The organism is Sphingomicrobium lutaoense, assembly GCF_014195685.1.
Lineage (GTDB): Bacteria > Pseudomonadota > Alphaproteobacteria > Sphingomonadales > Sphingomonadaceae > Sphingomicrobium > Sphingomicrobium lutaoense.
Map to the genome: position 1 here is coordinate 1 of NZ_JACICF010000002.1, position 14,595 is coordinate 14,595.

Sequence of the window (14,595 nt, forward strand, 5' to 3'; positions counted from 1 at the left end):
GAATTTTGACCCGACGAGGTCGACCGGTAGCCCATTGCAAAGGATTGCAATCCCGTCGCGGCCGCCTCTCTGCCTACGGCCGTAGTGCTCGCGTTATTGGCGACCGCATCGACCCCGATAGCCATAGCGTAATCACCCGTTGCCTGGGCACCATTGCTACCCAGATCGGTTCCGTCGCCACCGATGGCGATTGCGCCAATGGCGGCCGCATCGGAAAGTCGACCGATTGCGATTCCGTTGGTGGCTGCCGCGGTGACGTCGGCGGATGATCCAATGGCTATGCCGCCAGCCGCTAAAACATCGGCGTTCCATCCCAACCCGGTAGCATTGGACCCGGTTACATCAGAACCAACACCGAGCGCCACAGAGCGATCCAAGGTAGCTGACGATCCCAGTCCGATTGAAACCGTGTAGTCGCCGCTTGCGACCGCATTGCGGCCCAGAGCGTTGCTGCTGATACCCGTTGCCATTGCCTGCTGTCCCACTGCAGTACTGTTGGAGCCCGAGGCGACCGCGTCATTCCCCACTGCGGTGGTGTTGTCGTTGGTAGCTTGCGCGCCCAGCGTGTCCCCGTCTGCACCGTCACCGCCGATGGCGACGCTGTTGGATCCGGTCGCATCGCTCTGCGCACCGATAGCGATCGAATTAGCCGTGTTGGCATTGGCATCAGCGCCAACCGCTATGGCACCTACTCCACCGACATCGGCGCTACCCCCAAGCGCGACGCTGTCGATAAAGTCAGCTCGGGCGTTGTTGCCGACTGCCACAGCGCTGTTTGCAGTCGCACCGGCAGCATGGCCGACTGCTACGGCCCATTGGTCACTCGCGACCGAGAACCCGCCGACCGCCACCGACCAGCGTCCGCTCGCTGCGCTTTCCGCGCCGATCGAAATTGCATAGTCATTCGTGGCTTGCGCTCCGAAGCCATCGTTATCTTGATCGCCGCCGATTGCGACAGCTCCGACTGCAGACACGTCGGCATCATGACCGATCGCAACACCACCGGCCGCTGCGGCGGAAGCGTCAGCATTTGTACCGATTACCGTCGATCGATCCCCTGTTGCATTCGCACTGCGCCCGCAGGCCAAATTGTCGGGGCTGTTCGCGCCGTCAGTTGTCCCAACCTCCTCGGCGAGTAAGTTCTCATCTGTATCAATGAGACATTCATCCGCCGCTGCTGGCGTAACGAGAACCAAAGTCGGCACGCTCATCAGCGCCATGCCTGCCACGGTTGCTTTCAAGATCAGTTTTTTCATTGTCCGTACCCCTTTTCCGGATAGGGACGTGCGGCATCGGCGGTCGGATTAGCGACCGTCAATCAATGCGTTAACGAGGTAAGTGCCCCGGTCGACGCCCCTTGTGTGCATCGCCCTGAATTATCCGGCCAACAGGACCTACTCGCTTCTCTAGAGCGATGTCTCTTATTAATTTATGTTAACGCTGCTGGCAAGGTAAGCGGAAATTGGCGGGAAAGTGCCGATTTTCAGGGGGCGCCGCGACTCGACAATTTGGCGAATGGCCGGCGACTCGTGGGTGTCAGGCGGATTTGAAGCTAATCCAGAGCGCGCGGGACATTGCGACAGGCTCGTCCTTCGCATCGAGAAGTGCGCAGGCCGAGCGATGCTTGCGGCCCTCGCTGCCGAGCGGCCAGCCCATCACCTTGAGCGGCTCGCCGGGGCACACGGGGCGGAGAAGTTGGCCTTCGAGCTGGGCTAGGAGCGCCATCGGGCGCGGTTCGCCGAGCGCGAAGTAGCTGGGGCAATCGAGCGCGGCCCAGAAGAAGCGGGGATCGACAAGGCCACGCTCGCCCGCGAGCGCGGCATCGGGGGTCCAGAGCGCCGCCGCGATCGGACGGTCGGGATGGTTGCCGCTGTAGATGCACAGGCCATCGGGACGATCGCGCTTGGGGCCGCAAACGAAACATTCGGGCAGGATATGTTCCTCGGCGGACGGAAAATGGGGAGCGGCGCGGGCGACGTCGTCGAGGCTTGGCGGTATGGGAATGTCGAGCAACAGCGGTTCGTCCACCGGTCGGCCTTCGCCATAGATTTGCGCATCGTCGCGCAGGCGGACGGTTTCGCCGTCAAGTTCGCGGCGGAGCGGGACGTCGAGCGGGATGGGAGCAAGCAAGCGGATCGCGGCGGGGCCGTCGATCCATTCGGCGATCACCCCGCACACATAGCCGCCATTGCCCGATCGCTCGGGGCCACGGAAGCGGTGGTCGATCACCACCTGGTCGTTCCTCTGCACCATGTCGCCTCCCTATGCGCTTTTGGCCGTTAGCAGAAGGGATAGATGCCGCTGCCCCATGCGTTGCCCCGACGAAAGCGAAAGAATGAAGGAGCGAGCGATGAACATCCTGATCGTGCTGACCAGCCATGACGAACTGGGAACGACGGGGGAGAAGACCGGCTTCTGGCTCGAGGAATTCGCCGCGCCTTATTATGTCCTCAAGGACGCGGGCCACAATATCACGATCACCAGCCCCGAAGGTGGCCAGCCGCCGCTCGACCCCAAGTCCGACGAGCCGGATTCGCAGACCGATGCCACGCGCCGCTTCAAAGAAGACGAAGCCGCGCAGGCGCATCTTGCCAATAGCGAGCGCCTGTCGACCATCAATCCCAAGGATTATGACGCGGTCTTCTATCCCGGCGGGCACGGCCCGCTGTGGGACCTGGCGGTCGACGAGCATAGCAAGCGGGTGATCGAGCAGACGCTGCGTTCGGGCAAGCCCGTTGCATTGGTGTGCCATGCCCCCGCGGTCCTTAAGAATGTCGAGGCCGAAGATGGCAGCCCGATCGTCAAGGGCCGAAAGGTGACCGGCTTTACCAATGAAGAGGAAGAGGCAGTCGGGCTGACCGACGTGGTGCCTTATCTTCTCGAGGACGTGCTTAAGGAACAGGGCGCCGAATGGAGCGAAGGCGGCACCTTCCAACCGCACGTGGTGGCCGATGGCCTGCTGATTACCGGCCAGAACCCGCCGTCGAGCGAACCCGCCGCCAAAGCGCTGTTGAAGGCGCTGGAAACGAAGGAGGAATATGCCTGAGCGCGGCGCGCGAAAAATAAATGGTCGGGGAGAGAGGATTCGAACCTCCGGCCCCTGCCTCCCGAAGACAGTGCTCTACCAGGCTGAGCTACTCCCCGACTAACGCTCGATAGGTCGTGATGACCGGGGCAAGGGCGAAGGCTCCCTAGCCGCGCCGTGGGGCTTATGCAAGCACAGGATTCATGCATGGCCGAGGAGACGCAACATCTCCTCGGTCGAGATCATCTTCTCGCGCGGGCTGCCGGCGCGCGCGGCGGCTTCCTCGGCGGCTTCGATCTTGCGCCAGTCGGCGAAGCTAGTGTGCGGCACGTCGCGTGATTCGAGCAGTTTTTCGAGCCCGTCGCGCCCTTTCCTGCCCCCGTCGCTGCCGGGCGGGAGCGCGGCCTCGATCGTTGCCGCGACCTCATAGCCGTCGGGGCGGTTGGTGCCAATCGTTCCCGACGGCCCGCGCCGCGCCCAGCCGACCGCGTAGAAACCCTCCTCGATCACGCCATTCTCATTTTCATAACGGCCCCCGCGATGGTCGTAGGGAACGCCGGGGATATGGGGGCTCGAATAGCCGATGCAGCTTATGACGAGGCCTGCCGGGATCTCGTAGGTCTCGCCGGTGCCGCGCGCGCGGCCATCCTCGTCGAGACGGGTCCTCTCGACCGTGACACCCTGCGCCTTCCCCTCGCCCTCGACGCGGACGGGGCGAGCGAAGAAATCGAAGACGATTTTCTTTTCCTTGTCCCACGGACGCGAAGCGAAATCGCGCAATATCGCGACCGACTTGGCCAGCCCCCGGTCTTCCAATGCTTCATCCTCCTCGACCGGAGGGAAGTCGGCGAGATCGACGATCGGTGCGGCCGCATCGAGATGGCCCAGTTCGCCCAGTTCCTTGGGAGTCATCGCGATCTGGTGGGGGCCCCGCCGCCCGAGGATGGTGATGGTGCGGATGTTCGAGGCCATGAGCGCTTCGAGCGCGTGGCGGACGATGTCCGAACCTTCGAACTCCTCTTCGGTCTTGGCGAGGATCCGCGCGCAGTCGAGCGCGACATTGCCATTGCCGACGATCACCGCATGGTCACTGTCCAGCGGCGGTTCGATATCGGCAAAGTCGGGATGGCCATTATACCAGCCGACGAAGGCCGCCGAGCCGAAGACACCGGGCAGTTCCTCGCTCGGGATGCCGAGCTTGCGGTCGTGCGGGGCGCCGGTGGCCATGATCACTGCATCGTAAAGCTCGCGCAGTTCGGCGATCGAGACGGCATCGCCCACCGAGACATTGCCGGCAAAGCGCACGGTATCGAGCGCGGCGACCTTGTCGTAGCGAAGCGCGACCTTCTTGATCGACTGGTGATCGGGCGCGACCCCGAAACGGATGAGGCCATAGGGCACGGGCAGCCGGTCGATGATGTCGATGCGGGCATTTTCGCCATAGGCCTTGGCCAGCGCCTCGGCAGTGTAGAAACCCGCCGGACCCGAACCCACGATCGCAAAATGCCGCATGCCCCTACCTCCCGCCTGTTGTCGGCGGTGAGACTAGCAGCCGAGCCGCGCTTGCCTAGTCGTCGCTTCGATCTTCGAGAAGGAGGTCGCTGCCCTTGCGGTTCAATGCGGCCTGGATCGCCCCCGCGAACAAGGCAAGCATGGGCGGCAGGGTGACGGTGACATGGACGCTGTCTTCGCGCACGTCGATATCGCCGAGCACTTCCTGTCCCATCGCGCCCAGCGTGAGCTTGAGCGTGTCGCCTTCCCAGCGATGCGCGACATCGGCGACATTGCCGGGCAGATGCTCGGGCAGGCTGCCGATATTGCCGGCGATGCGGCGGCGCGCTTCTTCGCGGCCGAGATTGTGGTTCAGGTCCACTTCAACTGATTGTGTCATGCCATTAAGGTGGAAGGACGACGGAGCCTTTGCAACTGTCGTTCGTCGAAAGGACATGATGAAGCTTCTCGCCCTGTTCCTCGCCGCGACGGCCCCTGCCCATCTCGAGGCGCAATACCCCACTGCGCGCCCGTCGGATGAGTATGTCGTGGCCGGACAGGACGAAGCGGGCTTTCACCAATGGGTCGCCGCCGATCCCGAGCGCGCGGCGCGGGTCGCCTCCTATGGAGCCTATCTCGATAGCGCGGGCGTGGGCGATGTCGTCCCGACCTGGCAATTGCTGCGCACCGCGAGCGACTGGCTGAAATGCGGGCAGCCGGCCTTTGAGGTGCCGCCCACCGAATTGTGGCCGAGCATCGTCAACACGCTCCGCTATGCCAAGGAGCAGATCGTCCCCGCGGTGGGCGCGGTCGATGCGGTATCGGTCTATCGCAATCCCTATCTCAACAGCTGTGCGGGCGGGAGCGCGCGGTCCACCCATCGCAGCCATTTCGCGCTCGACCTCGTGCCCGTCTATCCCTTCGAGCGCGGCGAATTGATGAGTCGCCTGTGCACCGTCCATGCGCGGCGCGGCCGTGACTATTCGGTCGGACTGGGCTTCTATGTCGGGTTGCGCTTCCATATCGACAGCTGGAAATATCGCGTCTGGGGCGTGAGCGAAGCCGAGGGCGGGCGCCAATGCGCGATCGCGCTAGCCCGGCGCGAAAATGCCCGCGCCGACCAGCCGGGGGGCACACCGTAACCGGGGGGTAGCAAAGTTTCGCGGCCCGCACCTTGTGTTGCTGTATCGCAACACTACATCACTGGCAAAGTTTGATGTGGCGAGGGATTTATGGACCTGGAAAAACTGACCGAACGCGCGCGGGGCTTCCTGCAGGCCGCGCAGACCATCGCGGCGCGCGAGAATCATCAGCGGATCGCGCCCCAGCACCTGGTGAAGGCGCTGCTCGACGACGAACAGGGCATGGCCGCGGGCCTCATCGAACGGGCGGGCGGCAATGCCAAGGCGGCGCGGCGCAACATCGACGCGCTGGTCGAGAAACTGCCCGCGGTGACCGGATCGGGCGCGACCCAGGCGCCGGGGGTCGATGGCGACCTGATGCGTCTTCTCGACAAGGCGCAGGAAGTCGCCGAGAAATCGGGCGACAGCTATGTCACGGTCGAGCGGATGCTGCTGGGCGCCTTGCTCGCCAAGGGCGAAGTCGGCGAAGCGCTCGAGAAAGCGGGGTTGAAGGCACAGGCGCTCAATGCCGCGATCGAGGAATTGCGCGGGGGCCGCACCGCCGACACGCAGAATGCCGAGGACCGTTACGATGCGCTCAAGAAATATACCGTCGATCTCACCGCGCGGGCGCGCGAAGGCAAGCTCGATCCCGTGATCGGGCGCGACGAGGAAATCCGCCGGACGATCCAGGTTCTCGCGCGGCGGACCAAGAACAATCCCGTGCTGATCGGCGAGCCCGGCGTGGGCAAGACCGCCATCGCCGAGGGGCTCGCGCTGCGCATCGCCAATGGCGACGTTCCCGACGGTCTAAAGGACCGGCAGCTCCTTTCGCTCGACATGGGCAGCCTGATCGCGGGCGCCAAATATCGCGGCGAATTCGAGGAACGGCTCAAGGGCGTGGTCGACGAGGTCAAGCAGTCCGTTGGCCAGATCGTCCTGTTCATCGACGAAATGCACCAGATCGTGGGCGCCGGGAAGACCGAAGGGGCGATGGATGCGGGCAACCTTCTGAAGCCCGCCCTGTCGCGCGGAGAACTGCATGTCATCGGCGCGACCACGCTCGATGAATATCGCCAGCATGTCGAGAAGGATGCGGCGCTCGAACGGCGATTCCAGCCGGTGATGATCGAGGAGCCGACGGTGCCCGACACCATCTCGATCCTGCGCGGATTGAAGGAGAAATATGAGCTGCATCATGGCGTGCGGATCACCGATGCGGCGCTGGTCGCGGCGGCGACGCTGTCGCACCGATACATCACCGACCGCTTCCTTCCCGACAAGGCGATCGACCTGATGGACGAGGCAGCGAGCCGGATCCGCATGGAAGTGGAATCCAAGCCCGAGGAAATCGAGGCGCTCGACCGCAAGATCATCCAGCTCAAGATCGAGCGCGAGGCCTTGAAGAAGGAAAAGGACAAGGCGTCGAAGGACCGGCTCGAGAAGCTCGACAAGGAATTGGGCGACCTCGAGGAGCAGTCGGCCGAACTCACCCAGCGCTGGCGCGCCGAGAAGGAGAAGATCGACGCCGAGGGCGACCTCAAGAGCGCGCTCGACCAAGCACGGATCGAGCTGGAGCAGGCGCAGCGCGAAGGCGATCTCGCCAAGGCGGGCGAGCTGCAATATGGCCGCATCCCTGAACTGGAGAAGAAGCTCGAGGCCGCTTCGGCGGCGACCGAGGGCGCGATGCTGCGCGAGGAAGTGACCGACGAGGATATCGCCTCGGTGGTGTCGCGCTGGACCGGGGTTCCCGTCGAGAAGATGATGGAAGGCGAGCGCGACAAGCTCATCAACATGGAAAAGCTGATCGGCAAGCGCGTGATCGGGCAGGACCAGGCCGTGCAGGCGGTGTCCAAGGCGGTGCGCCGGTCGCGTGCGGGGCTGAAGGACCCGGGACGGCCGCTGGGCAGCTTCCTCTTTCTCGGGCCGACGGGCGTGGGCAAGACCGAGCTTACCAAGGCGCTTGCCGAATTCCTGTTCGACGATCCTTCCGCGATGGTGCGGATCGACATGAGCGAATTCATGGAGAAGCATTCGGTCGCTCGGCTGGTCGGCGCGCCGCCGGGCTATGTCGGCTATGAGGAAGGCGGCGTGCTTACCGAAGCGGTGCGGCGGCGTCCTTACCAAGTGGTGCTGTTCGACGAGGTCGAGAAAGCTCATTCGGACGTGTTCAACATCCTTCTCCAAGTGCTCGATGACGGGCGGCTGACCGACGGGCAGGGGCGCACGGTCGATTTTACCAACACCATCATCATCCTCACCTCGAACCTCGGCAGCCAATATCTTGCCGGGCTGGGCGAGGACGAGGAAGCGAGCAAGGTCGAAGAGCAGGTGATGGAAGTCGTACGCGGGCACTTCCGGCCCGAATTCCTCAACCGCCTCGACGAGATCATCCTGTTCCATCGCCTGAGCCAGTCGCACATGACCCCGATCGTCGAGATCCAGGTCAAGCGGCTCCAGAAGCTGCTCGACGACAAGCATATCACGCTCGACTTGAGCGAGGGTGCGCTGAACTGGCTGGGGCGGGTCGGATATGACCCCGTCTATGGCGCCCGGCCCTTGAAGCGGGCGGTGCAGAAATATCTGCAGGACCCGCTGGCTGACGAGATCCTTGCGGGGCGCATCGGCGACGGGATGACGGTGAAGGTCGAGGAAGGCGACGGCGAGTTGAAGCTCAGCCCAGCTTAGGGCTTCACGCCGCCGCGCCGAGGCCCTAAGCCAGCGCGATGAACAAGGCCGACATCTGGAATCATTTCTGGCAGCAGGGGGAGCAATCCTCCTGCCTGCCCAATGCCGCGGATATTCGCAGCGCCCTCGACACCTATTGGGACGAATTCACGCGCGGGCTCGATACACCCTCGTCGCTCATCGACCTCGGGTGCGGGAGCGGCGCGCTCGCCGAGCGGCTGGCACGCCGAAACGACGGATTGAGCATCACGGGCATAGACTTTGCTTCGGTGGGCGAAAGCGCGGTCGACGGCGTGACGCTGATGTCCGGGGTATCGATGGAAAAGCTGCCGATGGACGAGGGCTCATTCGACGGGGCCGTGAGCCAGTTCGGGGTGGAATATGCCGATCCCGCAACGGTCGGGCCCGAAATCGCCCGCGTGTTGCGCAAAGGCGCGCCGGTGGCATTCGTGATGCACCATGCCGACAGTCCGGTGGTGGCGCAGAACAAGGCGCGCAAGGCGATCCTCGCTTCGTTGTCGGAGGATGGCATCGGCAAGGCCTATCGCGAGGACGAGAAGCAAGTGCTTGCCCGGTCGATCTTCGAGATCCGCCAGAAAAGCGGCGTACATGCACCTCTGGTCGACCAGGTGGCGCGCGGACTGGGCCAGTCGATCGGCGAGGCCCCCGATAAGCGCGAGCGGATCTGGTCGGATTTTGCCGAAGGCGCAGCCAATGAAATCGCGATCATCGAGGCGATGGAAAAGGCCGCGATCCGCGATCCACGCGTTTGGGCGATGCGGCTGGGCGACGGCTATCGTTGGGAGAGGCCGACCTTCATCTCCACGCCGCAGGGCGAGAAAGCGGCCTGGTCGCTGACAGGACGGCGGGCCTAGCCAAGAAAAAGCGCGGCGGCGACCCGTCGGTCGCGCCGCGCATTTTCCTTTCGCCCGAGCGAAAGAGACGCCGGGTTCAACTGCCCTGGAAGGGTTTGCGCTGCATCTTGCGCAGACCGTCCTGGGTATCTTCTTCCATCATGTCCCATTCGGCCTGGGTCTTGCAGATCTGGCGAGCGCGAAGACGCGTGCCCACGGGCGGAGGCATCTTCTTGCACACATAGGCGTTCGGTCCGCCCTTTTCTTCCTGCGTCTTCTTGGCTGCTTCGGCAGCCGCGGCCTCTTCGGCCGGACCCGCCGCATAAGCCATGGCGGGAATGCCCGCGACCATGAAGGCGGCGATGATTACATTACGCATGGGGGTAGCTCCTCTTCATTGACCCGAGATCGAGTTGCGCATCTTGCGCAGCCCGTCCTGCATGTCCGTCTCCAACATCTTCCAATTCGCCTTGGTCTTGCAAATCTGCCGCGGTCCGAGGCGCGAGCCTACGGGTGGCGGGAATTTCTTGCAGACATAGGCGTTGGCATCATCATCCTTTTCCTGCGTCTTGAGCGCGGCTTCCGCAGCAGCAGCTTCCTCGACCGGGCCGGTGGCGCTGGCTAGCGCCGGAACGCCTACCAGCAACCCTGCTCCCAAGATCAGCTTTTGCATCGGTATTCTCCTTGGCTTTCACCTCGTCGAAACCGCTCCACAACCTGCAAGAATAACCATTTTAGTCTTCAGCGTCCAGAAACTGGCGCTGGACAAGGATTGCCCACCTGCCGCACGGTGCGGACATGGGGGATCAGGCAACACTCGTCCATGCAGCGTTGCAGCAGGACGACGAGGAAAAAGCAGCCGAGCTTCTGCGAAAGGCTGCGCGAAAACGACCAACGGCGCAGGCCGCCGCGCAACTGGCGCAACTGGCGCGGAGCATGGACCGCAACGACCTTGCCTTGCCGCTGGTCGATCGGCTCGCGCCGGGCCTGCAGCGCGACATGTTCGCCCTGTATTTGCGTGGCGAGATGGGCGAAGCGGTCGCCCGCCAGACCGGCCGTCGCCTTGAAGGCCATCGCCAACCCGATGGCATGATCCTGCAATATGCGGGCGCGCTGGAAGCCGAGGGGCGGCAGGACGAGGCCATCGCTCTCCTCTCCGACCTTCTCGAGGATTATCCAGACTGGATCGCGGGGCAGCAATGCCTCGCACAATTGCAATGGACCTTGCGGCATGACGACCCGGCAAGCGGATTTGCGAAGGCGGTCAAGGCGCGGCCCGACCATGAGTTGCTTCACGCGGCCTGGCTGGGAACGCTCAAGAGCATGGAGGATCATGCGCGGCTGGCAGAGCTTCTCCCGCAGATCGAAGCGGCCTTCCCTTCCTCGCAGCTGATCCGGATGGTTGCCGCCGAAGCCTATAGCGAGATGGGCCAGACCGACATGGCCGATACGCGTTTCACGGATCTCCGGAGCGTCGCCGATCCTTCCTTCGATGCCGCGCGGATGCGGCATGAAATGCGCGCCGGACGGCCGTGCGAAGCGGCCCGTATCGGTGCGGGCGCGGTGGCATCGCACGGTGCGCCCGAATGCTGGGCCTGGCTGGGCGCGGCGCTACGCGCGCTTTCCGATCCGCAGGCCGACTGGTTCTATCGCGGCGATGCGCTTTTCAGCATCCAGACGATCGCGCTCGACGAGCCGCAACGCGCTTCGCTGGCCAAACTGCTGCGCTCGATCCACCGGGGTTCGGGGCCGCCGTTCGGGCAAAGCCCGCGCGGGGGGACCCAGACGCTGGGGCCCTTATTGAAACGGCGCGACAAGCCGATCATCGCGCTACGGAGAGCCTTGAAGAAAGCGGTGCGCAGCTATGTCGATGCGTTGCCGCCCGTCGAGCCCCGTCATCCCTTCCTTGCGCGGCCTCGCGAGGCATTTCGTTTCGAGGGGGCCTGGTCGATCCGGCTGCTGCCCGAGGGTCATCATGTCGCGCATATCCACAGCCATGGCTGGATCAGCTCGGCGCTTTATGTCGACCTGCCCGAGGGCATGGGGGACGATCCGGATCGCAAGGGTTGGCTCGATATCGGGGTTCCGCCGATCAATCCCGAGGGACGCATCGAGCCGCTTGGGAGCATTGCGCCCGCGCCATTGAAGCTGGCGCTCTTTCCTTCGATCTTCTGGCACGGCACCCGCCCCTTCGACGCGGGCGAGCGGCTGACCGTCGCGTTCGACGTCGTTCCGCGCTGACTGCCTGCCGCGCGAACGGAGCGGCGGCCATCATCCGTTTCAGGCAAAGAAAAAGGGGCGGGACCGAAGTCCCACCCCCAATTCTTTCCTGTGCTGACGCTTAGAAGCGCAGCGTGCCGCTCACGAAGAGGAAGCGACCGACCGGGTCATAAGTACCGGCCCAGGTGTTGGCGTTATCCGTACCATAAGCCGACGGCACCAGCGGCGGCGACTTGTCGAGGATGTTGTTCACACCCACGCGGAAACCGAATTCGTCGGTCACGTCGAAGTTGACGCTCGCGTCGAAATAGTTGTGCGCGTCGATGTTGCCGTTGGCATCGGGCGTACCCGAGAAGGCGCGATCCGGATCGTTGATGAACTGGTCGAGTTCAACCGATCCGATGTGGCGCCAGCGGAACGAGAGGCCAACGCCGCTGTCGAAGTTGTACGCCGCACGGAACGTGTGGCGCCATTCCGGCTGCGGGAAGCCGCAGAAGGAACCGACATAGCCGGCGCAGTCGACGATCGCGTCACCACCAGCGACGGGGATGCCGCTGTTGGCAGCATATTCCATCAGGTAGGAGCCCTGCAGGTCGAGGTTCAGACGACCAGCGCCCAGACCACGATTGTAGGACACGCCAACGTCGATACCTTCAGTGGTGATACCACCGATGTTCTGCTGGGTGTTGACGATGAAGCCGTTCTGACCGGCCCAGAGCGAACCCGAGATCGGGTCACGCTGGACGAGCGAGCAGAACAGGGCGTCACCCGTCAGTGCGCACTGACGCAGGATGGTTTCCGCACCGATGCCCGAGATCGCATCTTCGACTTCGATGTCGAAATAGTCGACCGTGGCAACGAAGCCCGGAAGGATCGAACCGCCTTCGATCACCACACCGGCGGTAATCGTGTCAGCCTTTTCCGGGTTCACGTTCGGGTTACCGCCACCGATCTGGTTGTACTGATCGGCCGGCGACGGAGCGATCGAACCATACTGGCCAGCCGTCACACCGGTGTTGGCGCACTGCGCCGCGGTGAATTCAGGCGTCGGACCCGAGCAGGGGTCGGTACCCGACCAGAGGCCAAGAGCCTGCGGCGAGAACAGTTCGAGAATGTTCGCAGCACGCACCGCGCGGTTGTAGCCGCCACGGAACTTGACTTCGGGGATCGGCGAGTATTCGGCCAACAGCTTGTAAGTGTCGGTCGTCGCACCCGTCGAATAGTCGGAGTAGCGATAGCCGGCTTCGAGAGCCAGGCGGTTCACACCCGGAACGTCGGTGATGATCGGGACGAGGATTTCCGCGAAGACATCCTTCACGTCGAATTCACCCGAGACCGACGGCGAGGGACCACCCTGACCGGCGAGATCACCCGAAGCGAAAGCGACGTCCGAATCGAGCGCCAGGATTTCCTGACGATATTCGGCACCGACAACCGCCGAGACGGGCTCGTCAGCAACGATGTTGAAGAGATCGCCGGTGATGTAGCCGGTAGCGACCCATTCTTCGGTTTCACCCTTCTGGAGACCCGGCGTAAGAACATAGTTCAGAGCGCCCTGGGTCACGCCGTTACGCGGATCGTTGACAAGACCCTGACCCTGGAAGGGGTTGTAGGGAACGCAGCCGTTCGCACGAGCGATCGGATCGGCGCAAACCACCTGACCGTTGACTTCGACCGCCTGGATCGCGTCGCGCAGACGCGAGAAGCTGAAGTCGTTGGTGTAGAAGTTCGAGTAGATGGTCGTGCCATACTGCGCGCTCATGTCGTAGCTGAAGCGCTCGGTGATGTCGCCGCGCACGCCAGCAACCGCACGGTAGCCGGTGTGACGGAGGTCGGCGTTACGACCACCACCTTCGACGTTACGCTTACCGATCAGGATCGGAACAACGCGGTCAACGGCGGTATCGCCGGCACCAGCCTGGCCGTCGATGGCGGCGCAGAGCGCGTCGCCCTGAGCAGCCGTCAGCAGCGGGCTGTCGCACGAGAGGTTGTAGACTTCACCGAAGAAGGTGCCCGATTCGGCGATCTGCGCGTCCGAACGGTCATCCATGAACATGAATTCGGCATAGGCTTCCGCCGCGTCCGAGATTTCATAGTTGGCGAAGGCACCAGCGGTCCAACGGACGTCGGGACGCTGGAAGAAGTTGACCGGCGCGTAGTTGTACGGCGGGCCACCCGGCTTACCGAAGCCCGAGAAGTCATCCGAACCGTCGGCAACACCGAAGAAGAAGCCACCGAAGGTCGGGTCGACCACGGTCGCGTTCGGCGAGTTGAACGAACCACCGCAACGTCCTGCGGTGTTGATGGCGCAAGCCGAATAGTCGCGGTTGCCCTGGAGGATCGAACCGATGCGACGATAGCCAACATAGCCGACGACATTGCCGCGGCCGTCATCGAAGCCGGCGCCGATGGTCAGCTGCGCGTCGAAGGTATCACCATCGACGACGTTGCCCCGCGGATATTCGTAGCCGCGCGCGTCAAGCGCTTCGCGGATCGAACGGCCGTTGAAGCTTTCGTCGTTGCGGTTGTCATGCTGGTAGACGCCGTAGGTGGCATCGAGCTGCACGCCTTCGAAATCGGTGTCCATGATGAAGTTGACAACGCCGGCGACGGCGTCGGCACCGTAGGTCGACGAAGCGCCACCGGTGAGGACTTCAACACGGCTCACGAGCGAAGCCGGGATCTGGTTAAGGTCGGCCGCGGGCAGGAAGGGATCGCCCGGCTGCAGACGGCGGCCGTTGACGAGAACCAGCGTACGAGCAGTGCCGAGGCCGCGAAGGTCCACGGTTGCCGTACCGGTCGCGCCGTTGGCGACGAACGCGGTCTGGCCCGGAGTGACCTGCGGAAGCGAGTTGACGAGGTCTTCAACGCGGGTCGTGCCGACCTGGGCGATGGCCTCTTCGCCGACCACGGTAACCGGGCTGGCGCTTTCAACGTTCGGGCGCGCAATACGCGTACCCGTGATGACGATCGGGTCGCTGCCCTGGAGGACTTCACCCTGTGCATCGACGTCGGTCGAAACCTGTTCGACCGGGCCGGTGTCGTCATCGGCGTCTTGTGCGAACGCCGGGCTGGCAAAAGCCATGCCGGCGATCACGGTGCTCGTCAGCAACGAGCTCTTGTGAAACTTCTTCATTATGTTCCCCTTCATCTCTGCGCCCCGGGCGCAAGGAAAGTCACACGTACCGAAAATTAG

At 63.5% G+C, this 14,595-nt stretch carries 12 protein-coding genes, 1 tRNA gene and 1 pseudogene; 5 read left to right on the forward strand and 9 right to left on the reverse strand.

Annotated elements, in window-relative coordinates; translation table 11 throughout:
- Both FHS50_RS08120 and FHS50_RS08125 read right to left on the reverse strand, forming a co-directional pair.
- Window positions 1–1,256 (reverse strand): annotated as a pseudogene (locus FHS50_RS08120) (hypothetical protein); the annotation flags it as partial.
- A gap of 280 nt (window positions 1,257–1,536) precedes the next feature.
- On the reverse strand, window positions 1,537–2,253 hold the full coding sequence (locus tag FHS50_RS08125) for a hypothetical protein (protein ID WP_183933957.1): 717 nt from the start codon (window positions 2,251–2,253) through the stop codon (window positions 1,537–1,539).
- A 97-nt stretch (window positions 2,254–2,350) separates the two neighbouring features.
- On the opposite strand from FHS50_RS08125, the gene FHS50_RS08130 reads away from it, so the two are divergent.
- Window positions 2,351–3,046 carry a type 1 glutamine amidotransferase domain-containing protein gene (locus FHS50_RS08130; RefSeq protein WP_183933958.1) on the forward strand — a complete coding sequence of 232 codons (696 nt, stop codon included), beginning with the start codon at window positions 2,351–2,353 and terminating at the stop codon, window positions 3,044–3,046.
- Between the two features lie 21 nt (window positions 3,047–3,067).
- Here the strand turns inward: FHS50_RS08130 and FHS50_RS08135 are convergent.
- The 3 genes from FHS50_RS08135 to FHS50_RS08145 all read right to left on the reverse strand — a co-directional run bounded on the left by FHS50_RS08135 (window position 3,068) and on the right by FHS50_RS08145 (window position 4,916).
- Window positions 3,068–3,144, reverse strand: a tRNA-Pro gene (locus FHS50_RS08135).
- A gap of 82 nt (window positions 3,145–3,226) precedes the next feature.
- Window positions 3,227–4,537, reverse strand: a complete 1,311-nt coding sequence (locus FHS50_RS08140) for an FAD-dependent oxidoreductase (RefSeq protein WP_183933959.1) — start codon at window positions 4,535–4,537, stop codon at window positions 3,227–3,229.
- Window positions 4,538–4,592: 55 nt separating this feature from the next.
- A complete protein-coding gene (locus FHS50_RS08145; RefSeq protein WP_183933960.1) occupies window positions 4,593–4,916 on the reverse strand; it encodes a polyhydroxyalkanoic acid system family protein in 324 nt (107 codons plus the stop codon).
- A gap of 55 nt (window positions 4,917–4,971) precedes the next feature.
- On the opposite strand from FHS50_RS08145, the gene FHS50_RS08150 reads away from it, so the two are divergent.
- The 3 genes from FHS50_RS08150 to FHS50_RS08160 all read left to right on the forward strand — a co-directional run bounded on the left by FHS50_RS08150 (window position 4,972) and on the right by FHS50_RS08160 (window position 9,200).
- Window positions 4,972–5,658: a hypothetical protein gene (locus FHS50_RS08150; RefSeq protein WP_183933961.1), complete on the forward strand. Its 687-nt coding sequence runs from the start codon at window positions 4,972–4,974 to the stop codon at window positions 5,656–5,658.
- 90 nt (window positions 5,659–5,748) lie between these two features.
- The gene (clpB, locus tag FHS50_RS08155) at window positions 5,749–8,325 is read left to right on the forward strand and encodes an ATP-dependent chaperone ClpB (protein ID WP_183933962.1); all 2,577 of its coding nucleotides are present in this window, start codon (window positions 5,749–5,751) and stop codon (window positions 8,323–8,325) included.
- A 38-nt stretch (window positions 8,326–8,363) separates the two neighbouring features.
- Window positions 8,364–9,200 (forward strand): class I SAM-dependent methyltransferase, encoded by an 837-nt coding sequence (locus FHS50_RS08160; protein WP_183933963.1) that lies wholly within the window; start codon window positions 8,364–8,366, stop codon window positions 9,198–9,200.
- Between the two features lie 76 nt (window positions 9,201–9,276).
- Here the strand turns inward: FHS50_RS08160 and FHS50_RS08165 are convergent, their stop codons facing one another.
- The 3 genes from FHS50_RS08165 to FHS50_RS08175 form a co-directional block, all read right to left on the reverse strand.
- A complete protein-coding gene (locus FHS50_RS08165) occupies window positions 9,277–9,558 on the reverse strand; it encodes a hypothetical protein (RefSeq protein WP_183933964.1) in 282 nt (93 codons plus the stop codon).
- A gap of 15 nt (window positions 9,559–9,573) precedes the next feature.
- Window positions 9,574–9,852 (reverse strand): hypothetical protein, encoded by a 279-nt coding sequence (locus FHS50_RS08170; RefSeq protein ID WP_183933965.1) that lies wholly within the window; start codon window positions 9,850–9,852, stop codon window positions 9,574–9,576.
- A 68-nt stretch (window positions 9,853–9,920) separates the two neighbouring features.
- Entirely contained in the window at window positions 9,921–10,253 is a 333-nt protein-coding gene (locus tag FHS50_RS08175; protein ID WP_183933966.1) for a hypothetical protein, read from the reverse strand.
- A 15-nt stretch (window positions 10,254–10,268) separates the two neighbouring features.
- On the opposite strand from FHS50_RS08175, the gene FHS50_RS08180 reads away from it, so the two are divergent.
- Window positions 10,269–11,420: a 2OG-Fe(II) oxygenase family protein gene (locus FHS50_RS08180; protein WP_183933967.1), complete on the forward strand. Its 1,152-nt coding sequence runs from the start codon at window positions 10,269–10,271 to the stop codon at window positions 11,418–11,420.
- Between the two features lie 100 nt (window positions 11,421–11,520).
- Here FHS50_RS08180 and FHS50_RS08185 read toward each other — a convergent pair whose 3' ends face one another.
- The gene (locus FHS50_RS08185) at window positions 11,521–14,535 is read right to left on the reverse strand and encodes a TonB-dependent receptor plug domain-containing protein (RefSeq protein WP_183933968.1); all 3,015 of its coding nucleotides are present in this window, start codon (window positions 14,533–14,535) and stop codon (window positions 11,521–11,523) included.
- Window positions 14,536–14,595: the final 60 nt, after the last annotated feature.